This is a genomic window from Micromonospora sp. CNZ322 (genome assembly GCF_007827755.1).
Map to the genome: position 1 here is coordinate 80,734 of NZ_VITD01000011.1, position 23,317 is coordinate 104,050.

The 23,317-nt window shown below is 71.0% G+C and carries 16 protein-coding genes and 1 pseudogene; 12 read left to right on the plus strand and 5 right to left on the minus strand.

All coding sequences use genetic code 11. The features are described 5' to 3' along the window. The first annotated feature begins 20 nt into the window (after positions 1–20). The 4 genes from fxsA (at position 21) to FB453_RS23985 (ending at position 6,375) form a co-directional block, all read left to right on the plus strand. The gene (fxsA, locus tag FB453_RS23970; RefSeq protein WP_145793623.1) at positions 21–200 is read left to right on the plus strand and encodes an FxSxx-COOH cyclophane-containing RiPP peptide; all 180 of its coding nucleotides are present in this window, start codon (positions 21–23) and stop codon (positions 198–200) included. Between the two features lie 60 nt (positions 201–260). Beyond that, positions 261–4,088 (plus strand): FxSxx-COOH system tetratricopeptide repeat protein, encoded by a 3,828-nt coding sequence (fxsT, locus tag FB453_RS23975; protein ID WP_145793626.1) that lies wholly within the window; start codon positions 261–263, stop codon positions 4,086–4,088. Between the two features lie 12 nt (positions 4,089–4,100). Beyond that, on the plus strand, positions 4,101–5,102 hold the full coding sequence (locus FB453_RS23980; RefSeq protein WP_145793629.1) for a hypothetical protein: 1,002 nt from the start codon (positions 4,101–4,103) through the stop codon (positions 5,100–5,102). Between the two features lie 94 nt (positions 5,103–5,196). Beyond that, entirely contained in the window at positions 5,197–6,375 is a 1,179-nt protein-coding gene (locus FB453_RS23985) for a hypothetical protein (RefSeq protein ID WP_145793631.1), read from the plus strand. Positions 6,376–6,390: 15 nt separating this feature from the next. On the opposite strand, the gene FB453_RS23990 is transcribed toward FB453_RS23985, so the two are convergent. Then, positions 6,391–8,547 (minus strand): AAA family ATPase, encoded by a 2,157-nt coding sequence (locus FB453_RS23990; protein WP_145793634.1) that lies wholly within the window; start codon positions 8,545–8,547, stop codon positions 6,391–6,393. 344 nt (positions 8,548–8,891) lie between these two features. On the opposite strand from FB453_RS23990, the gene FB453_RS23995 reads away from it, so the two are divergent. Next, on the plus strand, positions 8,892–10,721 hold the full coding sequence (locus FB453_RS23995) for an NAD-binding protein (protein ID WP_145793637.1): 1,830 nt from the start codon (positions 8,892–8,894) through the stop codon (positions 10,719–10,721). Between the two features lie 45 nt (positions 10,722–10,766). Beyond that, entirely contained in the window at positions 10,767–11,279 is a 513-nt protein-coding gene (locus tag FB453_RS24000; protein ID WP_145793640.1) for a hypothetical protein, read from the plus strand. Positions 11,280–11,336: 57 nt separating this feature from the next. On the opposite strand, the gene FB453_RS35035 is transcribed toward FB453_RS24000, so the two are convergent. Further along, entirely contained in the window at positions 11,337–11,534 is a 198-nt protein-coding gene (locus FB453_RS35035) for a DUF397 domain-containing protein (RefSeq protein WP_486480420.1), read from the minus strand. Between FB453_RS35035 and FB453_RS35040 the strand changes: the two are divergent. Next, positions 11,465–11,659: pseudogene (locus FB453_RS35040) on the plus strand (hypothetical protein); the annotation flags it as partial. The gene FB453_RS35035 and the pseudogene FB453_RS35040 overlap by 70 nt on opposite strands. Before the next feature lie 66 nt (positions 11,660–11,725). On the opposite strand, the gene FB453_RS34350 reads toward FB453_RS35040, so the two are convergent. After that, positions 11,726–11,956, minus strand: coding sequence for a DUF4926 domain-containing protein (locus tag FB453_RS34350; RefSeq protein WP_186718491.1), 231 nt, complete (start codon positions 11,954–11,956; stop codon positions 11,726–11,728). Further along, positions 11,887–12,165: a hypothetical protein gene (locus FB453_RS34355; RefSeq protein ID WP_186718503.1), complete on the minus strand. Its 279-nt coding sequence runs from the start codon at positions 12,163–12,165 to the stop codon at positions 11,887–11,889. Before FB453_RS34355 ends, FB453_RS34350 begins: the two co-directional genes overlap by 70 nt. Between FB453_RS34355 and FB453_RS24015 the strand changes: the two genes are divergently transcribed. Together FB453_RS24015 and FB453_RS24020 are read left to right on the plus strand one after the other, a co-directional pair. Next, on the plus strand, positions 12,149–14,083 hold the full coding sequence (locus FB453_RS24015) for a Na+/H+ antiporter NhaA (RefSeq protein ID WP_145793648.1): 1,935 nt from the start codon (positions 12,149–12,151) through the stop codon (positions 14,081–14,083). The genes FB453_RS34355 and FB453_RS24015 overlap by 17 nt on opposite strands. A gap of 638 nt (positions 14,084–14,721) precedes the next feature. Continuing rightward, on the plus strand, positions 14,722–18,756 hold the full coding sequence (locus tag FB453_RS24020; RefSeq protein ID WP_145793651.1) for a discoidin domain-containing protein: 4,035 nt from the start codon (positions 14,722–14,724) through the stop codon (positions 18,754–18,756). 61 nt (positions 18,757–18,817) lie between these two features. On the opposite strand, the gene FB453_RS24025 is transcribed toward FB453_RS24020, so the two are convergent. After that, complete coding sequence (locus FB453_RS24025; RefSeq protein ID WP_145793654.1) at positions 18,818–19,513, minus strand: NAD(P)H-binding protein; 696 nt, start codon at positions 19,511–19,513, stop codon at positions 18,818–18,820. Positions 19,514–19,578: 65 nt separating this feature from the next. Between FB453_RS24025 and FB453_RS24030 the strand changes: the two genes are divergently transcribed. The 3 genes from FB453_RS24030 (at position 19,579) to FB453_RS24040 (ending at position 23,317) form a co-directional block, all read left to right on the plus strand. Beyond that, a complete protein-coding gene (locus FB453_RS24030) occupies positions 19,579–20,160 on the plus strand; it encodes a TetR family transcriptional regulator (RefSeq protein ID WP_145793657.1) in 582 nt (193 codons plus the stop codon). A 151-nt stretch (positions 20,161–20,311) separates the two neighbouring features. Continuing rightward, positions 20,312–21,523, plus strand: coding sequence for an MFS transporter (locus tag FB453_RS24035; RefSeq protein ID WP_145793661.1), 1,212 nt, complete (start codon positions 20,312–20,314; stop codon positions 21,521–21,523). A 117-nt stretch (positions 21,524–21,640) separates the two neighbouring features. Beyond that, positions 21,641–23,317, plus strand: a complete 1,677-nt coding sequence (locus tag FB453_RS24040; protein ID WP_145793664.1) for an ABC transporter substrate-binding protein — start codon at positions 21,641–21,643, stop codon at positions 23,315–23,317.

Sequence of the window (23,317 nt, forward strand, 5' to 3'; positions counted from 1 at the left end):
CAGACAGGCGGTGGTCGGGGATGGACACCGAAGAGGACGACCTCCGTTCCGAGCTGATTGACCTGACCGACGTGGACGTCGCCGAGCTGGACGCGATTCCAGGTGGTGTGCTCGTCGCCGCACTGGCACGACTCGACCGCCGTGCCGCCGCCGGTGACCAGTACGCAGGCTTCGAAAGCGCCCTCGATGGCGACGACTGACCCCACGGGTGCCGTGGCGGCACAGGCAACCCACTCCACCACCCGGGCCGGGGGAGACCGATGAACATCAGCAGGGATGAGACACCGGGTGTCGTCACGATCGTCTCGTTCGTGTCACCCGCCGACGACACCGGCCGCAGCAGCGCGGTGGCCAACGTCGCCTGGATCCTCGCCGGCAACGGCAAGAAGGTGCTCGCCGTCGACTGGTGCCCGAAGACCCCCCGGGTCTGCGATTTCCTGCGCCCGGTGCAGGTGGACGCCGTCGCGGCGGCCCGGGAGCTGGGCGAGGACCTTGCCGCTGCGCTCACCCCCGCGTCGGACGCGCCGCCGGCGTCGCCCTCGACGGTGATCGCGCCGGCCGCGCCCGAGCAGGGCGTCCTCTACCGGTACGCGGTGTCCGGCACGACCGCGACGTTCAGCATGGTCGGTCTCGACGCCACCACCAAAGGGCTGCCCACCGGGGATGCCGCCCGCATCCGGCAGCTGCTCCAGCAGACCGACTACGACTACGTCCTCATCGACGCCCCGGTGGACCTGAGCGCACCCGGAATCACGCAATGCGCGGTGCTCAGCGACGTCGCGGTGGTCTGCATGCCACCTCGTCGGCTGTCCGTGCAATACGCCGCCGGGCTCGCCAAGGAGTTGCAGCAACGGGCCGCCGGCGGGATCCGGGTGCTCGCCGCGCCGACCCTGCACGAGGTTCCCGACCTCGGGCACGGCGGGTCCCGTGACTATGTCCGGCAGGCCTTTGGCTGGTTGCTGGAGAAGCCGCCGGGCGACGCCCCCGGCCCCGCCGCGGCCGGGATCGTAGAGGTGCCGGCGCACAACTACGACACCTTCGACGACGTGCTGTCCGTGCTCGCCGACGAGCCGGACGACGCGAACAGCCCGCTGACCGCGTACGAGCGGATCACGGAGTGGATCACCGGGGGCGACGTCACCCAGGCGGCGCCCGTCGCGGAGCGGATCCGCCGGCGTTACCGGCATGCCGTGCTGCTGGACCCGGCGGAGAATCTCGGTGACATCGCCGTGGCCTACGACCCGGTCGACCGGCCCTGGGCGGACTGGATCGGCGGGCAACTGCGCCGTGCGGGCGTCCGGGCCCACCTGCGGGCGGTGCGCCCGGGCGCACCGCCCGACTTCGCGCCGCACAGCACTGTGCTGGCGGTTCTCTCACCCGAGCTCGCCGGGACGGACCTGGCCAGGCTTCGCCCGGACGACGCCGACCGGTCGACGGAGGTGCTCGGCGTGCTGGTGGCCGGGGAGGCATGGCAGGAGCCGTTCGACCCCGAACGGGTCGTCGACCTGCGTGCGGCCGACGCCGTCCGGGCGCAGTCGCTGTTGCTGAGCCAACTCGGTCTGATCGCCCCCGCGCAACCGTCCGGCGACCTGCGCAACGTGCCGCGCTTCCCGGCGGACCCGGACCGCCGGGTGCGGTTCAACGTGCCTCCCCGTAACCCGTCGTTCGTCGGCCGCGACGACTATCTTGAGCGATTGCGCGACCACCTCACCAGCCAGGACGGCCCGGTGACCCTCACCGGCGGGGCGGGAGTCGGCAAGAGCGAGCTGGCTCGGGAGTTCGCCCACCGGTTCGCCTACGACTACGACGTGGTCTGGTGGATTCCCGCCCAGGACCAGGAAACCGTGCAGACCGGGCTCGGTGCGCTCGCCGACGAGATCAAGGCGGTGGACAGCACCGGGGCAGCAGAGGCCGCGTTGAAGGCGCTCTCCGCGGCCGACGGCGCCTTCCAACGCTGGCTGCTGATCTATGACAACGCCGACGACGGGGGCGTACTGACCGGCTATCGGCCGCGTGACGGCGTCGGCCACGTCCTGATCACCTCGCGGGACGACGGCTCCTCCGGTTTGCCGTCCCCGTTGGAGGTCGCCGCCCTGACCGGCGACGAGAGCGTCGCGATGCTGCGCCGGGTGCTCGGTATCAGTACCGAGGACGCCCGATCGATCGCGGTGGCGCTGGAGCACCTGCCGCTGGCCCTGCGTCTGGCGACCTCCTGGATGCGGCAACGTGCCCTGGGGCTGGAGCGCGCCGGGGTGCCCAGCCTGGAGGCGGTGGGTCAGGGTGTGCGGGAGTTGCTGGTCGCGCTGGACGGGCAGTCCGGCGAGGATCCCGGCGAACACATTCGGGGATCGCACACCTCCAGCGTCGCCCGCGTCCTGCGGGTGACGCTGGAGGCGCTTCGTGCCACCCCCTTCGGGGAACTGGCCATCCGGTTGGCCGAGCTGAGCGCCTTCCTCTCCCCGGAGGGCATCGGGCTGCCGCTGCTGCGGTCCACGCCGATGCTGACCCAGCTCGCCGCGGCGTCCGGCAGCGCCGCGGACGAGCTGCTGCTCGACGCCGGTGAGGTGGACCTCGTTCTCACCGTCGGTGCCCGCTTCGCGCTCTACGACGTCGACTGGGGGCACGGGTCGGCGTTGCGGATGCACCGCGCCATCCAGGTGCTGCTTCGGGAGGCCATCCCCGAGCCGCAGCGGTGCGAGCGGCACCGGCAGGTCCTCCAGGGCCTCGCCGGCTACGCCCCGACCGATCCGGAGGCCGACGGTCGCCGCTACGCCGACGTCTTCGACGAACTGCAACAGCACCTCGTCCCGGCCGGCGCATTGGAGTCCGACGACCGGCGGGTACGTCACTGGGTCGTCAAGCAGGTGCGCCACCTGTACCTGTCCAACGACAGTGATGCCTGGCGATCCGCGCTACTGCTGGCCTCGGCGGCGTGCGAGCGATGGGACGGCGGCGGCGAGCTCGACCAGCTGACCATGCGACTGTTCGTTCAGACCGCAAATCTGCAGCGGGCGCTGGGTAACTACCAGGAGGCGCTGCGTCTGGACGAACGGGTGCTCAGCGAACAGCGTCGCCGCTACGGGCTGCGCCACATCCACACCCTTGTCGCCGGTCGTGGTCGAGGCGGTGATTTGCGCGGCCTGGGCCGATTCGAGGACGCCCTGGTCGAGGACCAGGCCACCTTCAAGGGGTTCCGCGAGCTCGTCGGCGACGACCACCCGAGCACCCGGATGGCGGTGAACAACCTCGGCATCTCGTTCCTGCTCACCGGTGACGCCCCGGAGGCCCTGCGGTTGGCTCGCCAGGAACGGGACCGCCGGATGCTGCTGTTCGGCCCGGAAGACCCGCGGACATGGCGGGCATCGTGCCAGGTCGGCACGTGCGAGCGGGAGGTCGGCGAGTATGAACTGTCACTGGCCACCCTGAGGGAGGCCCTGGCCCGCATCCACGAGCTGCCCAGCGGCAGCCTTCTCGACGAGTTGCGGGTCCACCGCAGCCTCGCCGTCACCGAACGACGCCTCGGTCTGACCATACCGGCCAAGAAGCGCAGCGCCGAGACGTACAGCGGCTATGTCAAGAACCTCGGCGAGGACCACCCCGTCACCCGAGGCAGCCTGCTCAGCCTGGCGGCCGACTACTACCGGGCCGGCGACGCCGGGATCGCCGTGAAGAGCGCCATGCGCTGCCTGCGGGGCTACGAGCGGAAACTGGCGGCGGGGCACCCCTTCACCGCCGTCTGCTCGGTCAATCTGGGTCTGTTCCAGCGCGGTCTGGGGGAATCCGACCAGGCCATCTCGTATGGCGAGCGCGGTCTGCGTTCGCTGCGCGCCAAGCTCGGCGACGCGCACCCGTGGACGCTGGCGGCGGCCACCGCCCAGGCCGGCCACCTGGCCGCCAGCGGCGACCTGGACGGCGCGCTCTCGACGCAGGAGGAGGCGTACGCGACAGCCCTGAGCTACCTCGGCCGTGGCCATCCGGTAACCCGGGACGCCGCCGCGAACCGCACGGCGATCCGCGCGATGCGCGACGGCACCCCCGGTGCTGCTGCCGCCCTGACCGACACCGACATCGATGTGCCGCAGAGCTGAGGGAGTGACCTGGTGACCGATCCGGAACTGCACAACGTCCTGATCGAGGAGACGGCCGAGCAGGACGTCCCGGGTTTCCGCAAGAAGCGTGACCTCTGCCGACAGTTGCTGCTCGGTGGTTTCGGCGTCTACCACGTGGCCCACTACACCACCGGGGTGCTCGACTTCGCGCTGGACCTGCTCGCCCATCCGTCCACCCCGGTACCAGACGACGAGACGACCCCGGCTCAGCGCCGTGAGGTATACCGGCGCGTCGGTGCCCAACTGGTCTACCGGGTCAGCGAGCTGAACCGCCGGCTGGGCGAGTTGCACAGCGGGGCGCTGATCCGCATGGTTGTGCAGACCCGCACGGGTCTCGTCTTCTGCAACTCGGTGGTGGGCAACGAGCACATGGTCGGCTTCGCCGCCGTGCCCGGAACGGACATCGAGCCGGTGGCCGACCTGGGTCGGGTCAGCGTCGTCGACCAGGCCGCCGCGCAGGTCGCCACGGACCTGCGCCGGCTGCTGCGGCAGCGGTCGCAGAACCCGGGCGGCTGGGACGGTGGCGTGGGCGACGAGCCGCGATCGGCCACCGCGTCCAGGGAGGGCTTCCAGCCTCACCTGAGCGGGTCGTCCACGCCCGACGGGGCGACGATGGCGGTGCTGCGCCCGGACCGCCTGCACTACCTGAGCCACCACCGGGCGGGTGAGCAGGCGTGGGCCCTCGACATCCTCGGCCACCCCGACCTGGACACGTTCTTCAACCGGGGTGTCACAGTGGCGGATCGGCGCGACCGCTACCAGCGCCTCGCCGGTGACCTGTCGTTGCTGGCCCTCCAGGTGGGTCGGGACCTGCGCCGGGCCGTCGCCGGGGACGTCACCCGGCTGGTGCTCGACGTGGAGATGGGCGCCATCTACCACTACCGGCTCTCCGCCGACGACTACCTGGTCGGCGTCACGCTAAACCAGGACCTGGTCGCCATCGACGACCAGGAGATGGCTGCCGTGGCCCGACGGCTCACGTCATCGGCCTAAACTCTGCCGGCGGGTCACGTGGTTGGCGATTGAGGTGATCGCCTAGCGCCGATATCCTCACTTCGAATCAACGGGGGTTCGACGTGTCGGTTGGGTGGCCGTGACCGTACTGGGGAGATCGGCGGCCGTGGTCGCCGCTGCCCTGGCCGGGCTGGTCGTGGCGTGGGCCGGCGACGTGGACGGGCTCGAACGCGCCCCTGCCTACCTCCTGCTCGCCGCGCTCCTGCTGGCGGTGGGCCTGATCGGCAGCACCCGGGACATCAGCCTCGCCGAGGTCCGCGCCCACCTCGGCACCGTGCTGCTGGCCGTCACGGTCGGTGTGGTCGCCAAGGCCGCGCTCATCGCCGCGGTGATGGTGCTGATCTTCCGCGATCCCGCGTTCCTGGTCCTCGGCGTCGCCGTCGCCCAGATCGATCCGCTCGCGGTGGCCGCGATGAGCCGCCCCGACCGCACCTCCGCCCGGGCGCGCTCCATCCTGTCCATCTGGGCGTCGTTCGACGACCCGATCACCGTGCTGCTCACCATCTACGTCTCCGCGTTCGCGCTCGACCTCAGCGGAGGTGACGGCGGCGCGCTCGCCGGCGCGATCAGCGACCGGCCCCTGGACCTGCTGCTCGACGTGCTCGCCAACCTGGCCTTCGCCGCTGGCGCCTGGCTGCTGTGGCGGCTGCTCCGCGCCGCTGGCCTTCGCGACGACGCCCCCCGCCCTCGGGTCCGTACGGCGCTCAACTGGCTGGCCGTGGCGCTGCTGATCGCGCTGGTCCTCTTCGGCGCCTGGCAGTTCCTCATGCTCGGCCTGGCGCTGGCCGGGCTCTTCTTCCGCCCCCGACTCGGTCCTGTCGTCGGCCGGTCCACCCAGGCTGCGTATTTGGTCGCCACGTTCCTGCTCGGGCTGTTGCTCGTGCACGGCGTCGACATCGTCCCGGGCGTGGTGCTCGGTCTGGCGGCCGTGACGGCGCAACTGATGGTGTCGCTGCCGATCACCCGTGGCCTGCCCACGGCCGACCGGCGTTACCTCGCGTGGGGGCAGCAGAACGGCATCACCGCGGTGATCCTCGCCCTCGTCCTCGAACGGGACTTCCCCGGAACAGTGGGGATCGTGGCGACGGCCATCGTGGTCATCAACATCATCCACGCCCTGGCCACGGCGGTGCTGGACCGGCGCCTCCCCGGCGACCCGGGCACCGCCCCACCCCGGCCGGACGCCGACCCGAGCGGGCCGCCCCGAATGCGCGACGGCCCACCGGCGCGCGCCCTGGAACCGGAACGCTGAACCGGACCGACGCGCTCAGCCGGCCAGCAGCAACTGACGGACCCGACCGCCCAGACCGTCGAAAACCGAGCGGGCCTGTGACCAGGTACGCGATCGTTCGACCGGGTCGCCCCCGTCCTCCGCGCCCGTGCCGGAGGCGGCCAACCCACTGAGCGTGTCCAGCTGGAACAGCGGCAGATACTCGGCGATCCCGTCGTACGTCTCGCAGAGCAGGTCCAACCGCTCCGGGTCCGTCGGTTGGGGATTCGCGCGGTGGCCGTCGTACCACTGCTCGACCCCCTCCCGGAACGCCTCGATGAGGCGGCGGAGGACCACAGACGTGCCGACCGCACGTTGTACGTCCCGGGAACGCAGCAGCGACCGTAGCGCCTGCCCGCCGTCGGCGCCGCCGACGGTCGCGACCCGGTGCGGGGTGAACGCGTCGCGTAACCGGCGCTCGAACCCGGCGAGCTGATCCAGTGCCGCGATGGCCTCGACGAACACCCGTGCCACCCGCCCCGGCAGCGGCGACGTCGCCCCCGGATGCCGATCCGGGACGACGCTCAGCCGCCCCGCCGGACCGGTGAGATCCTGACGCAGCTCTCCCCGCATCTCGTCGAGCTGGTACGACAGGTGTTCGATGGAACGTTGGGTGTTGCTCTGCTGGCGGTGGATCCGTTCGACGCGTTGGCGCACCGAGGTGAGCGCGTCCGCCCCGATCGCCTGCTCCAGCCGTCGCATCAGGGCCTTGACGCTGCCCGACAGGTCCTCGGCGAACGACTGCGGGTCGTGCACGATCGGCTCGACGCTGAACGTGCCGGCGAGTTCCGCGGCGAACTCCGCGGGCAGGTGACCGACGACCACGAGGATCACCTCGCTGTCCGGGACCGCCGCTCGGATCGCGACGACCCGCCGGTTGAGGTCGTCGACCTCCTCGGCTTTGAGCACCGACTCGGTGAGTAGCACGCAGCAGCCGGCGTTGCGTTCCTCCACGGGTATCCAGAAGTCCACCGGCAGGTCGCGCATCGACCCGACCAGGTGATCCCGCTGGTACGGCCAGCCGTCCTGGGTGAGCACCCGCCGAACGTCGGCGGCGACGTCCTGCCGGTTGGCCAGGTCGAACTGGACCCGGACCACCTCGCGGACCATGACGTGGGTGACGGGTGTGCCGGCCTGGGCCGCGCGCTGGAAGAGGTGGTAGCAGAGCCGGATCACCCGTCGGGGCACCCCGTCGGCGAGGTTTGCCAGGTATTCGGTGGTCTCCACGGTGAACGGCGCGAGTCGGGCCGTACCGGACGCGCGCAGCTGGGTTTGCCGGATGAACGTGCGGACGTCCTCGCCGGTCAGCGCCGACATCCGCACGATCGGCCCGATCCGCTGCCGCACGTCGGTGCTGAGGAGGTGCAGCATGTCGGGTAGCCCGGCGATCACCAGGAAGGCCCCGGCGGAGGTGAACACCCCGAGCAGCCGTTGCAGGCGGGCCATCGTCTCCGGGTCGGGTCGGCCGCCCGCGGTGAGGATCTTGTCCAGTTCGTCGAGGACCAGCACGAAACGGTCATGCCGTCGACTGTGCAGCAGAGCCAGCACTCCCATCGCCTCGACGACGGTGGCCTCGACATCCGCGCTGGGGGTCACACCGGCGGCGACCAGCGCGGGGCCCGGCGGGTGACCCGACAGCCAGTCCCAGGCGGCCGCCTCGGTGCTCGGGTCGAGCAACATCGCCAGAGCAGTGCCGAAGGCCGGGTTGGTGGTGACCTCCGCGAGGCTCGCACGCAGCCGTGCGACGAGACCGTCCGTGGGGCGGGTGGTGACCGTGGGGTCGGGAAGGTGCCCGCTGAGCAGCTCGCGCACCGTGTCGCGGGACAGCCGGGACAGGAACCGCCGATGCAGTGACAGGAAGGTGTCGCCCGGCGCGTCCAGGTAGATCGCCTGCCCCGCCGCTCCGGTGACGCTCCGGGCGTGGGCCAGTAGCTCGACCGCGAGGTGGGTCTTGCCCGTGCCGTAGTCACCGATGAGGGCGACGACGGCACCGACACCGGTGCGCAGGTAGTCGTCGAGCTGGTCGGTCGCGTCGCGGACGGCGGCGGTGACCACAGTGCTCGCGCCGGTGCCCTCCTCGGTCACCCGGGCCACGGCCGTCGGCGAGAAAGGATTGACCGGGCCTACTGCCGGTGGACCTCCGGTTGCGTCCATCTCCGTGATCCTCCGGTAGGTCTGGCCTGGGCGCCAGGTGTCGAGGGACCGGAGGCCGACCCGCTCGTGCGCCCCCTCCGGCCCGTCTTGCAAGCGTAGCCCGCGGAGGCCACCTGAGGGGACCGGTACGCAGCTACGGGCTGTGGCGCTCACCTGCAAGAAGGGCCGATCAGCCGGGGTGCCGATGGTCCGGTCGGATCGACTGCGTCAAATACGATGCGGAGTGGCCTGGTCCGGCCAGATCACCGGTCGGTCCGAAGGTCGCGCGCGTGGACGGTGGGCATCGGGCCGTCCGTCCGGCGACACTGGCGCGACGACGGTCCCGCAGACGAGGGAGTTGGTCGATGACGGGTCCGGTTCCCGGCGCGTACCGCCCGGCCGGGAGGGCACTGCGGATGGTCTTCGCGGTGATCGGCCTGGTCGCGCTGGTGCTTGGCTACGTCGGCTTCGACCGGCTGCTGCGGGCCGAGCCGGGCGCAGGCTACGACGTGTACGACGTGATCTACTACGACATCCAGCTCTTCGTGCTGGGCGCGGAGCCCTTGCAGGATCCCGGCCCGTACCCGTGGCAGTTGCAGGTCGCCCGGTTTGCGGCGCCGCTGTTCACCCTGCTCGCGGTGGTGGAGGCCAGCCGACTGTTGCTGGCCGCCGAGATCCGGCGGCTGCGTGCGCGCCGAGCGCGGGGGCACTCGGTGGTCTGCGGCGACTCCCAGTTCGCCCAGATGCTCGCCGACCGGCTCTTCAGCGAGGGTGAGCGCGTGGTCGTCGTCCGCGCCGAGCCGTTCGGGCCACTGGAGTACCGACGGCGCCGCTACCTGGGGGTCATCGGGGACCCGACGAGCCCCGAGGTGCTGCGCGGCGCCGGCCTGCCGCACGCCCGCACCGTGTACGCCTGTACCGACGACGACGACCGCAACCACGCCATCGCCAACGCCGCGAGCCGGCTGATCCAGGACCGGCGGCAGCCAGCCCGGGTCTACGTGCAGGTCCACGACCCGGAGATGTGCCTGTCGTTGCAGGCCCGCCGGCTGGGTGCCGCCGGTTCGAGCCGGCTGCGACTGGACTACTTCCACGTCGACGACGTCGCCGCCCGGGCCCTGCACCGGCACCACCCCCTAGCCTCCACGACTCGACGACCAGTGCGGCTCCTCATCGCCGGTCGGGGCAGCTTCCGTCGCGCCGCGCTGGTAGCCAGCGCGCGGCACTGGCAACTGCGCCAGACCGAGGCGCCGCCCGGTCGGCCCTTGCCGCCGCTGCACGTCGACCTGGTCGCCCCGGACGCCGCCGCCGAACTCGACCTGGCGAGCGCCCGGCACCCCTTGCTCCCCGGCGTGTGCCAGGTGCGGGCGTACGACCTGGACCTCGACGGTCTGGTCGAGTCGGGAATGCTGCGCCACGGCTACGACCGGCTCTACATCTGCGCGGAGGACGAGCGCACCGGGCTCCAGTTGGCGTTGGACACGCCCGCCCTCTGGCAACGGGCCGAGAGCACCGTGTTCGTACCCGTGTACCGGCAGGCGGCTCTCGCCGCCGCGTTCCATGGCGACCGGCGGCACGACCTGCTCGACGAGGTGCACGGGCGGCTTCAGCTCTACCCGGTGCTGACCCGGGCCTGCGACGCCCAACTGATCGCCGAGGACCTCACCGAACGGCTGGCCCGCCAGATCCACGACAAGTATGTCCAGTTGCAGCTGCGCGCCGGTGTGCGCCTGGGTACGTCCCCGGCCATGGTGGACTGGTCCCGGCTTCCCGAGTCGCTGCGCCGGGCCAACCGCGCTCACGTGCAGGACATCGCGGCGAAGCTGTTGAGCCTCGGCTGCGTGGTGGCGCCCCGACATGGCCCCACGGCCGGTACGGCGGACCCGGGCGCCAGTCGGGCCATCGACGACCGGATCGACGAACTGGCCCGGTCGGAACACGAGCGGTGGTGCCGGGAACGACGAGGGGAGGGTTGGCTGTACGGCGCGGCGCGCGACGACGCCCGCCGCCGGCACCCCACGTTGCGCCCGTGGGACGAGCTGACGCCGGACGTGCAGGAGATGAACCGGAACGAGATCCGGGCGCTGCCGGAGGTGTTGTCCGACGCCGGCTTTGAGATGATCCGGCTGGCCGTCGATCCCGTCGATCCCCGTCGAAACGCCGTCGCCGCCCCGGCAGGCTGGCGGCCCTGGTGACACTCCGCGAGCGCCAGGTGATGCATCGGGCGAGAGGATCGGCGGATGACGCTGGACCATCGACCGGTCCGGGTGGGAGCCACCGGGCACATCAACCTGACCCCCGCCACCGAACGGCTCGTGTACGACGCCCTGCGTACCGAGCTGCGCCGGATCAGCGGGGAGCCGGTGCGGGGCGTGACCTGCCTGGCCCCCGGCGCCGACCAGGCATTCGCGCGGGCGGTGCTGGCCACCGACGGCGCGTATGAGGTGGTGCTGCCGGCGCCCGACTATCGGGAGCGGGTAATCCACCCGGCCAACCGCGCGGCCTTTGACGACCTGCTCGGCCAGGCGGTCGAGGTCGTCCACACCGGGTTCGAGCAGTCCGGCACGGCGGCGTACGTGGCCGCCAACCGAGAGCTGCTACGCCGGGTACACCGGTTGGTGGCCGTCTGGGACGGGGAACCCGGCTGTCACGCGGCGGCGACCGACCGGACCGTGAGCTGGGCGCGGCAGCATGACATCCCCACCAGCATCGTGTGGCCGCCCGGTGCCCGGCGGACCGCCACCGCGGGCTGAGCGCTGCGATTCTCGGTTTCGGGGAGCCCGCCGTCCGTGCCGTCGGCAAAGCCGAACCTAGCTGGCGCGCCCGTCGCGTTCGGTAGCCGCGATGAAGCCGGTCCACGCCTGGGCGGTGAAGGTGAGAACCGGTCCCGTGGAAGCCTTAGAGTCGCGGACGGCGACGACCTCGGCGAGGTTCGCGGCGACGCCTGGCCCGGGCCATCGGCCGGTGGATGCTGGTACTGCCGATGACCGATCCGGGGGAGACCACAGTCTCCGAAGAGGACTATCAGGTCCTCCGGCACCGGGTCCTCTGCGACCTGCGAACGTCAGCCGGCCGGCGCTGCCTGCTCGGCGACGGCCACGACGGCCCCTGCTCCCGCCGCCTACGCCGCTAAAGGGTGCCTCCAGACCGGAAGACATGATCGAGTTGGATCTGCGGCGGCGCTTCGCACACCGACGAACTACCTATCCGGGTGAACTACCTGGTCGGCCCGGAGCGTGACCATGGCGATGGTGCGGCCCTCGGCGTCGGCGAACTCGACCTCGTACGCAGTCGGGTTGCCGTTGAAGATGTGAACCAGTATCCAGGCTGTGCGGACGATGACCGTGCCATCGGGCCCGGTCAGAGGTAGGTCATCGTCGCCGACAGAGTCTTGGCTCGTTCCGCCCGCTCGGCGAGCGACGTTTCCCACCGGTACCAGGTGCTCTTCCCGATGATCATCCTGTTCGCACCCGGCCGATCTCCGCCGCGCTGCTGGCCCTGGCCGTCGTCGCGCTCGTCGTCGCCGTCCTGCCGACGATCCGCCAGCGCCGCGCCGTCGTGTTCGCGGAGGAGGAGTAGCAATCCGGACCACGTGACGGTCAGGTCGACGAAGATTGTTCCCGTGACGAGCGACAACACGCCCCGGGGCTGGACCAGCCGGACCGTCTGGGACAGGCGGTTCAACGCCCCGCTGCGCTCGTTCCTGCGTACCGAGACCGGCGGCGCGCGGGTGGTGCTGATCGCCGCGGTGGTGGCTCTCGGCTGGGCGAACCTCAGCGCATCCTCGTACGAGTCGGTCTGGAACACCTCCTTGTCGATCCGGCTCGGCGACTGGCAGGTGGCGCATGACGTGCGTACCTGGATCAACAGCGGCCTGATGACGTTCTTCTTCCTGGTCGCGGGGCTGGAGTTGCGCCGCGAGTTCGACATCGGCGAGTTGCGGGAGCGGCGTCGCCTGGCGTTGCCGATTTTGGCCGGGGTCGGCGGCATGCTCGTGCCGATCGCGATCTACCTCGCCATCAACGCCGGGCACACCACCGCGGCGGGCTGGGGCGCGGTGATGGCCACCGACACGGCGCTCGCGCTCGGAGCGCTGGCCGTCTTCGGGCCACGCTTCTCGGAACGGCTGCGGGGTTTCCTGCTGACCGTCGCCGTCGTCGACGATGTGGTGGCGATCGCGGTGCTGGCCATCGCGTACCCGCACCACCCCTCGCCGACGGCGCTGATCGTCGCGGCGGCGATCTTCGGCGTCGTACTGCTAGTGCGGGGCTGCGGGGTGCGGTTCGGCCCGGTCTACGCGCTGCTCGGGGTGGCGGCCTGGCTCGCCGTCTCGATGTCCGGTGTCGACCCGGTCGCGGTGGGTCTGGTGATGGGGTTGCTGACCTACGCCTACGCTCCCGGCCGCAGCGATCTGCAGCGGGCCAGCGACCAGTTCCGCCTCTTCCGGGAACAGCCCACCCCGCAGCTCGCCCGGATGGCCCGGGCCGGACTCACCTCGGCGCTGTCGCCCAACGAACGGTTGCAGACGCTCTACCACCCGTTGGCGAGCTACGTGGTGGTGCCACTGTTCGCGCTGGCCAACGTCGGCATCGTGATCGACGGCGACCTGCTGGCCCGGGCCGTGACCTCTCCGGTCACGCTGGGGGTCGTGGTCGCGTACGTCGTCGGCAAGCCCGCCGGGATCGTGGTCGCCGCTTGGCTGGTGACCAGGCTGAGCGGTAACCGGTTCCGGCCGCCCGTCGGTTGGGTTGCCGTCGCGGGGGTCGGCACGATCTCCGGCATCGGCTTCACCGTCGCGCTCCTGATCGCCACCCATGCCCTGAGCGGCCCGGCCCTTGACGAGGCGAAGTTCGGCATCCTCGTGGCGACGCTCGGCGCGTCCCTCGTCACCTGGCTGGTGTTCCGCTCCGTCAGACGGCTCTCGCCGGCGCGGCGGACCCGCGCGCTGCTGGGCGTCGCCGAGGGGATCGTCGACCTGATGCTGCCGGTCGACGCGGAGCGCGACCACCTGCGGGGGTCGCTTGAGGCGCCGGTGACGGTGGTGGAGTACGGCGACTTCGAGTGCCCCTACTGCGGGCAGGCCGAGCCGGTGGTCCGGGAGCTGCTGGCGGACTTCGCCAACATCCGGTACGTCTGGCGGCACCTGCCGCTCACCGACGTCCACCCCCATGCCCAACTCGCCGCCGAGGCCGCCGAGGCGGCGGGGGAGCAGGGAGCGTTCTGGGAGATGCACGACCTGCTGCTCGCCCATCAGGACGCCCTCAACCCCACTGACCTGCTCGGTTACGCCGAACAGCTCGGCCTGGACCTGGACGGGTTCCGGGAGCACATGGTGAAGCGAATGGGCGTGGACCGGATCGCCGAGGACGTCGACTCCGCCGACCTCAGCGGCGTCACCGGCACCCCTACCTTCTTCATCAACGGCCGGCGGCACCACGGCGCGTACGACATCGCTGCGCTCTCGGCGGCGGTGAAGTCGGCGTTCGCGAGCGCGAAGCTCCGCCCCGAGTACCACCATCGGGACCCCGGCCGCCGCGAGACCGGGCCGGCGAGCTGACCGCGCGGTCCGTGCGGTCGTCACCGGGCCAGGTGGTCCGCGGGCGCCGCGGTCACCTCCCGGCCGTCGGCGGTGCCGTCACGATCACGGGTACGGGTGGACGCCTCGCTGGCCTTCCGGCAGTCGCTGCGTCAACGGGGTCTGCCGCCGTTGATCTCCGATCTGCCTCCGCGTCAGGGTGGGGAGGTGTTGGTCGCCGCCTTTGGAGCTGAATCGTTTGCGACATCACCGATCAGGCGGCGCTTCGGGCTGCAAATCTTGGGCTGGGGGCTGGGGGCTGGGGGCTGAAGGGCGAGGGCTGAGGGCTGAGGGCTGAGGGCCGGAGGCGGAAGCGGCAGGCAACCGGTCTGATTCGTTTGCGGCATCAGCTCCAAAGGCATTCCGTCAACCCCGTAGCCCGGGCCCGGTAGCCCGCACGCCCCCGTCCCGAAGCCCTGCACCCTCGCAGCTGCGCGCGCGTAACCCTCGCGGCACCGACTGCGCCACGGCGTCGATGTCCGAAGTGGAACAGCTGCGGAACGTGTTCGGGGAATCACGATGGACTCGGACCCTTGACTCTCAGGAAACATCGGGCCACCATCTGACAACGTTGTCACAGACCCCCGCCATCTGACAACGTTGTCATGTCTGGAGGCAAGATGTCCGAGCCATCGCCGATTTCCCGGCGTACCTTCCTCTCCGCTGGCGCGACGCTGCTGGCGTCGGTCGGGGTGACCGCGGCCCTCCCGGACGCCCTCGCGTCCGCCGCAGCGCCGGCGCCGACCGCCACCCCCACCCCCACCGACCTGGCCCGGTACCGCCCGGTGACCGTCTCCTCGACCGACTACGCGCCGACGCCGGCGACCTTCGCCGTGGACGGCCTGCCGCAGGTCGGCGTCCGGGGGAGTGGATGGCGCGCCGCCAAGGGCGACCCACAGTGGATTTCGGTGGACCTCCAGGCGCTGTGCCGGATCGAGGCCGTCTCCCTGGTCTTCGAGGCCACGCTCACCGACGGGCCGTTCGACGGCAACTACACCGACACCGACGGTGACGAGATCCTCTCCAGCGCCGCGACGGCGTACCGGATCGAGGTCTCCACCGACGGCCGTGCCTGGCGGTCGGTGTACGAGACCAGCGAGGGCCAGGGCGGCGCGCAGACCATCAAGCTGCCCGAACCGGTCACCGCCCGGTGGATCCGGATGACCGCCACGAAGCGCTCGAACAGCAACCCGGTAGGCCTCAACGGCTTCCAGGTCTACGGCGTACCGCTGGCCGGCCGGCCGAAGGCCGAGGGCTGGACCAGTTGGGAGGGCGGCAACACCGGCCCGGCCCCCGAGCTGAGGGTCGCCGCCGACGGCACGGTGCCGCTGGAGTCGGGCTGGTCGTTGACGATGGACGACTTCGCCGGCACCGCCGACGGCGCCGAGCTCTCCCGCGCCGGCGTCGACGTCCGGTCCTGGCTGCCGGCGACGGTGCCCGGCACCGTGCTGGGCACCCTGGTCGAGCAGGGTCACCTGCCCGACCCGGTGGCCGGTTTCAACAACATGCGCATCCCGGAGGCTTTGTCCCGGCACACCTGGTGGTACCGGCGTGCGCTGCGGCTGCCGCGCGACCTGGACACCTCGGCCGGCCGACGGATCTGGCTGGAGTTCGACGGGATCAACCACGAGGCGACCGCCTGGGTCAACGGCGTGCAAGTCGGCAGCGTCAAGCACCCGTTCGCGCGGGCTGCCTTCGACATCACCGACGCGTTGGCCGGTCACCGTGGCGAGCACGTCCTCGCCGTCCGGGTCACCCCGATGCCGCACCCGGGCACTCCCGGCGACAAGGGCCCCGACGGCCGTACCTTCCTCCAGTCGGCCCACCACTACCTTGACGCACCGACCTACCTGGCGGTGTCCGGGTGGGACTGGATGCCGGCCGTCCGTGACCGGGTCACCGGCCTCTGGGACCACGTCCGCCTGCGCAGCACCGGCGCCGTGGTCATCGGCGACCCACACGTGCAGACCACGCTGCCCGACCTGCCCGGCACCGACACCGCCGAGGTCACCATCCGGGTGCCGGTCCGCAACGCGGCGACCAGCGCCACCACTGTCACCGTCCGCGCAGAGTTCGACAAGGTACGCGTCGAGTCCACAGTGACCGTCCCCGCCGGCGGGAGCACCACAGTCACCTTCACGCCGGAGCGCTTCCGCGCGCTGCGGCTACGCAACCCGCAGCTCTGGTGGCCCAACGGCTACGGCGACCCCCACCTGTACGACCTCACGCTCACCGCCACCGTGAAGCGCTCGGTCAGCGACCGGCGTGCGCTCCGTTTCGGTGTCCGCGAGTTCGCCTACGACTGGCACCAGCCGATCGTCATCTCGCCGCCCGGCAAGCCCGCGCTGGAGTTCGTCGACGGCGCGGCGACCCAGACGGTCGCGTTCGACCGGCAGCACGCCCGGCACGTGCGCATCCAGGCCGGCCAGCGCGCCACCGGGTGGGGCATCTCGATGTTCTCGCTGTCGGTGGCCGACGGCACCGGCCCGGATCTCGCACTGCGCCGCGACGCCACCGCGTCGTCCTCGGAGAACGACGGCAACGGTCCCGGCAAGGCCGTCGACGGCGACACGGCGACCCGGTGGGCCTCGCAGGCCGAGGACAACCAGTGGATCCAGGTCGATCTCGGCGCGGCGGTCGACTTCGACCGGGTCACCATCGTGTGGGAGCAGGCGTACGCGCTGGACTACCGTGTCCAGGTCTCCGCCGACGGGGACGCCTGGAACGACGTGACGTCGGTCAGCAACGACACCCCGTTGGGCAGCCGCGCCACCCAGGTCGAGACGTTCGCCAGCCAGACCGCGCAGCACCTGCGCATCCAGACCGGCGCGCGGGTGACCTCGTGGGGCGTGTCCATGTGGGCGCTCTCGGTGCAGCGGCAGGCCGAGCCGGACCTCGACCTGGCTCTGGGACGGACCGCTACCGCGTCGTCGTCCGACAGCGACTCCAACGGCCCGGACCGGGCTGTCGACGGCAACCCCCGCACCCGCTGGTCATCGAAGTTCGAGGACAACCAGTGGATCCAGGTCGACCTCGGCGCTCCGGTCAGCTTCGACCAGGTCACCATCGTCTGGGAGCAGGCGTACGCCCGCGACTTCGTCATCCAGGTGTCGGACGACGGGCAGCGGTGGACCGACGTGAAGTCGGTCAGCAACGCCGTCACCCAACTCAAGATCAGCGTGAACGGTGTGCCGGTGTTCGCCCGGGGCGGCAACTGGGGCTGGGACGAGCTGCTGCGTCGGGTGCTGCCCGACCGGCTGGCCGACACCGTCGAGATGCACCGCGACATGAACTTCACGATGATCCGCAACTGGCTCGGCAGCAGCAACCGCGAGGAGCTGTACCAGGCCTGCGACGAGCAGGGCATCCTGGTGTGGAACGACTTCTGGCAGGCGGGCGCGTTCCTGCCCAACCCGCCCGGCTACGTCGACATCGCCGCCGACACGATCCGGCGGTTCCGCCACCACCCGAGCATCGTCGTGTGGTGTGGCGCGAACGAGGGTGACCCGCCGCCGATCGTGGACGCCGGGCTCAAGCAGGCAGCGGCCACCGAGCACCCGGAGATCCTCTACATCCCCAATTCGGCCGGCGGCATCGTCAGCGGCCACGGCCCGTACCACTGGGTGGAGCCGGCGACGTACAACAACAGGAACACCTACGACACTGGCGCGTTCGGTTTCCACACCGAGATTGGCATGCCGGTGGTGTCGGTGGTGGAGAGCATGCGCAACCTCGTCGGTGACGCGCCGGAGTGGCCGATCGGTGAGGTGTGGAACTACCACGACTGGTCGACCATCGGTAACCAGCGTGTCGGCACGTACCAGGCGGCGATCGACGCGCGGCTCGGTGAGTCCGACTCGCTCGACGAGTTCGCCACCCGGGCGCAGTTCGTCAACTACGAGAGCCACCGCGCCATGTTCGAGGCGTGGAACGCCAACCTGTGGCAGGACGCCACCGGTCTGCTGCTGTGGATGTCGCACCCGGCGTGGCACAGCACGGTCTGGCAGACCTACGACTACGACCTCGACGTGAACGGCGCCTACTACGGCGCGCGCAAGGGGTGCGAGCCGGTGCACGTCCAGGCCGACCCGGGCACCTGGCAGGTCCGGGTGGTCAACCACACCGCCGCGCCGCTCAGCGGGGTCACGGTGAGCGCCCGACGATACGACCTGAGCGGCCGGTCGTTGGGCTCGCCCCAGCGTCAGCGGGTGGACGTGGCCCGCTCGGCCACCACGGCGGTCTTCCCGCTCGCCGCGCCGGACGGGGGCGGGCTGCACCTGGTGCGACTGGAGCTGCGGGACAGCCGTGACCGGCTGCTCGCGGAGAACACCTACTGGCGCTACGACAAGGCCGAGCAGTTGCGGGCGCTCAACGACGTGCCGAGCACCCGACTGTCGACGTCGTCGAGCACGGTGCGCGTCGTGGACGGGCGCAACACCGTCACCACGACGGTCCGCAACCAGGGTCGTACGGTCGCCGCGTTGGTGCGGCTCGCCGTACGCGACCAGCGCGGTGAGCGGGTTCTGCCGGCCCGCTACGACGACAACTACTTCTGGCTCCTGCCGGGGGAGAGCCGCGAGGTGGGGATCTCCTGGCCTGCTCGGTCGGGCCTCGCCCGCCAGGTCACGGTGACCGCACAGGCGTACAACTCCTAGGAGTACGCGGTGGGAGGCGGCGCGCCGTGCGCGCCGCTTCCCACGCGTCCCGGCCAGCGGATCACTTCTTCTTCATGATTGCCTCGCGCCAGATCAGTCCGGCGATGCTCGGCCTCACCTCGGTGGTGATCACCGCCATCGCCCGCCGGACGTACCGGTCGTCGGTCAGCTGCGCCACCATGCTCGCCGCCAGGTCCGCGCGTGCCGTGAACAGTCCGTCCGCGACGTCCTCGGCCATCTGATAGCGGGTGACGCTCGGGTGGTCGAACAGCCCGGACGGTCGGGTGATGGTCCAGTCCAGGTCGCTGTCGCTGACGAGGGCCTCCATCCGCCGCATGTCCTCGTGCGCGGTGCGGCCCGCCCTGCGGTTGAACAGCGGGTCCAGCACGTTGTTGAAGAAGAACTCGCCGGTCGGGCGCCAGGTGGGATCCAGGACGCTGGAGCTGACGGTGATCAGGCGCTTGACCCCGTGGCGGTGCATGGCGGCCAGGATGTTCGCGTTGCCCCGGGAGTAGACGGTGATCGGCTTCGGGGTGAGCGGGACGCCCAGGCTGGACAGGACGGCGTCGCCGCCGGCCACGGCCCGGTCGACGGCGTCGGGGTCCGCGACGTCCGCGTTGACCACTGTGAGGCCGGGGCGGGGTTGCACGGCGTGTGGGCGGCGGGTGACCGCGACGACCTCGTGGCCGGCGGCCAGGGCCTGGCCGGTGATCTGACGGCCGGTGGGGCCGGTGGCGCCGAAGACGACAGTGCGCATGTGTTCGCTCCTCGCTGGGGGTTGACGGCGTTGACCGTGCCAGCGGGGGAGAGCATTATTCAACCGTGTTGAATAAAACCCGGGGCCGGCCACGCGGCAACCCCGACACCAAGGCCCGCATCACCGCTGCGGCCCGCGAGCTGTTTCTGAAGCACGGTTATCCGGGCACGACGGTCCGGGCCATCGCCGCCGCCGCTGGCGTCGACTCGGCGTTGATCAGTTACCACTTCGGCTCCAAACAGGGACTCTTCAGTCAGTCCCTGAACCTCCTGTGCGTCGATCCCACGGCGCTCGACCAGGCTCTGCGGGGTGACCGGGACCATCTGGCCGACCGCCTGCTCGACTCCGTCACCGGCCTGTGGGACGCCACCGGGCCGGTGCAGAGCCGGATGGCGGTGCAGGATGACGACACGATGCGCGCCCTGCGGGACTACCTGGACGGTGAGCTACGCCTCCGCATCGCTGAATTCCTCGGCGGGCCCGACGCCACGCGACGTGCCACCGCCGCAGTCGGCGTGCTGGGTGGGCTGATCTTCACGCGCTACCTGAACCCGATCCGCTCGATCGGCACGCTGTCCCCGGTCGCCGTCCGGCGGGTCTTCGGCCCGGCGCTGCGCGCCGCCCTGTACGGCCGCGTCCCGGCCTGAGCGCACAGCCACCCGATGCGGTCGTTCCGGGCCGTTACCGCTTCTCCGCCAAGGTCAAGACCCATGCTGTACGCGGGGACAGGGGCCGCGACGGGGAGGGTGCGGGAGTCGGCGGCGCGCAGGCAGAGGTCCGATCCCGGGGGGACTGATCATGTCCGACGCCAGCCGCGCCGGGGGCGCGACGACTCGGTCCACGTCCGGCGCGGTGCGGGTCGCGTTCGCGTTCTGGATCACGCTCGTTGGCACCACAGTGCCGACCCCGCTCTACCCGCTCTACGAGTTGGAGTTCGGCTTCTCGTCGTTGACAGTGACAGTGGTCTACGCGCTGTACGCGCTGGGAGTCGTCGTCGGGCTGCTGGTCTTCGGTCGGCTCTCCGACCAGATCGGCCGACGCCCGGTCATCCTCATCGCGCTGCTGCTCTCGGTCGCCGCCGACGCCGTGTTTCTGGCCGCCGTGGACCTGGCGATGATCATCGTGGGTCGGATCCTCGCCGGGCTGTCCGCCGCACTGATCATCGGCACGGCGACCGCGGCGTTGGCGGAGCTGATCGACCCTCGTCACCCGAAGCGTGCCGCCACCGTATCGATCTTCGCGAACCTGGGCGGCCTGGCCACCGGCACCCTGCTGTCCGGGATCGTGTCGGACGTGGCACCCGAACCGCTCCGCCTGCCCTGGGTGATCGTGTTGATCCTGGCGCTTATCGCGATCATCGCGCTGCGCGGGGTGCCGGAGACGGTCCGGGAACGTTCGCCGGTGACCCTGCGGGTGCAGCGGTTGCACGTGCCGGCGACCATCCGGGGCGCCTTCGTCCGCTCGGCGATCACCGCTGGCGCGGGCTTCGCCGCTCTCGGTGTGCTCACGTCGGTGAGCGGGCTGTTCCTCGGCATGGTCCTGCACGAGACCTCACACACCCTGGCCGCGCTGGTGGTCTTCGTGGCGTTCGCCGGCGCGGCGTTCGGTCAGCTGCTGACCCGCGTGCTGTCCTCGCGCGCCGCGCTGGCCAGCGCCTGCGCCGGCCTGGTCGTGGGGGCGGGCCTGCTCGCATTCAGCATGTGGATGGCGTTGCTGGCGACGCTGCTCATCAGCGCGGCGATCATCGGTGTCGCGTCCGGGGTGGCGGTCGGCGACGGCATCGCGACGATCACGATGAAGACCGAACCGAAGCACCGGGCCGAGGCGGTGTCGACGTTCTTCGCCATCCTGTTCGCGATGCTCGGTGTGCCCGCGGTCGGGGTCGGTCTGCTGATCCAGACGATCGGTCTGCGCCCGGCCGGCGAGGTCTTCAGCGCGGTGGTGGCGGTGCTCGCGCTGGTCGTCCTGCTCAGCCTGGTTCGGGGCGGCCGGCCGCGGACCGCGAGCTGATCGCCGGTCGGGCCTGTTCAGGGCGCCCGAGGTGCCTGACGAGCCATTTACGGAGGTCTTGCGGCGGTCATCGTATACAACATACGCTCCCGGAATCGCCCACTTGAGGAGCTCTCCATGACGAACCTCTCCGTCCGCGAAACGAGCCTGCCCCGCCGCCGGGTGCTCCGGGTCGCGGTGGCGGCGGCCGCCGTCGTCTGCACTGTCGTCGCCTGCTCACCGGTGTCGAACAACGAAGGCGGCGACCCGTCCGGCGGCGACCAGTCGGCAGGCCAGGATTCCTTCGGTACGCCCGCCGACCCCGCCGCCGTGAAGCAGGGCGGCAAGCTGGTCATCGCCCTCTCCGCCGAGCCCGACGCGCTGGACCCGACGCTGTCGAGAAGCCTCTACTCCCGCTACGTCTTCCAGGCCATGTGCCAGAAGCTCTACGACGTCAACGAACAGGCGCAGGTCGTACCGCAGCTCGCGACGGCGCTGCCCACCACGAGCGACGACGGCCGGACGGTGACCATTCCGCTGCGGCCCGGCGTGCGCTTCGCGGACGGCACGGCGTTCGACTCGGCCGCGGTGAAGGCCACAGTGCAACGCCACCTCACCAACGCCAGATCAGCGCGCAAGAGCGAACTCGGCCCCATCGACAGCGTCGACACCCCGGACGCGCAGACAGTCGTCCTGCGGCTGAAGCAGCCGTTCGCACCGCTGCTCGGGGCCCTCGCCGACCGGGCCGGCATGATCATGAGTGCGCAGGCGCTGCGGACCCTGGGCGACGACTTCGCCTCGGCGCCGGTCTGCGTCGGCCCCTTCAAGTTCGCGAAGCGGGTGCCGCAGAACTCCATCGAGGTGGTGCGGGACCCGAACTACTACGACGCGAGCAAGGTGCACCTGGACGCCATCTCGTGGCGGATCCTCACCGACGCCAGCATCCGCGCCGCCAACCTGCGCTCCGGCGACGCGCAGGTCGCCGACTCGGTCTCCACCCAGGACGTCGCCTCGCTCCGGCAGGACGCGGCGGTCTCCGTCCTCCAGTCGCAGTCCCTCGGCTACCAGGGTCTGACCATCAACGTCGGCAACGTCGACGGCGTCGGCACCGCCCCCAAGCCCATCAACCGCCCCCTCGCCCAGAACGCCAAGGTGCGGCAGGCCTTCGAGCACGCCATCGACCGCAAGGCCCTGGTCGACGCGGTCTTCAACGGTCTGCACGCCGCCGCCTGCTCCCCGATCTCGCCCGCGAGCACGTTCTCGTCCCCCGAGGCGCAGACCTGCCCGGCGCACGACCCCGCCAAGGCCAAGCAGTTGCTGGCCGAGGCCGGCGTGCAGACGCCGTACACGGTGACGATGCTCGCCTCGAACACCCCCGACACGCTGCGTCTCGCGCAGGCGTTGCAGTCCATGGTCAAGGACGGCGGCTTCGACCTGAAGATCAACCCGGTGGAGTACTCGTCGCTCCTCGACGAGCAGGACCGCGGCAACTTCGAGCTGCTGCAACTGGGGTGGAGCGGCCGGATCGACCCGGACGCCAACATCACGAACTTCGTCGGCACCGGCGCCAGCCAGAATGTCGCCGGCTACAGCAACCCGCAGCTCGACACAGTGCTGACCCAGGCCCGACAGGCCGGCGACGTCGAGGAGCGCAGGAAGCTGTACGGGCAGGCGGTCACACTGCTCCAGCAGGACGACGCCCTGATCTACCTCTACCGGCAGCGCAACCTGACCGCCGTCAGCAAGCAGATCCAGGGCCTTCAGGTCTACCCGGACGGCGTGATCCGGGCGGCCTTCGCCGGCTTCGGCAAGTAG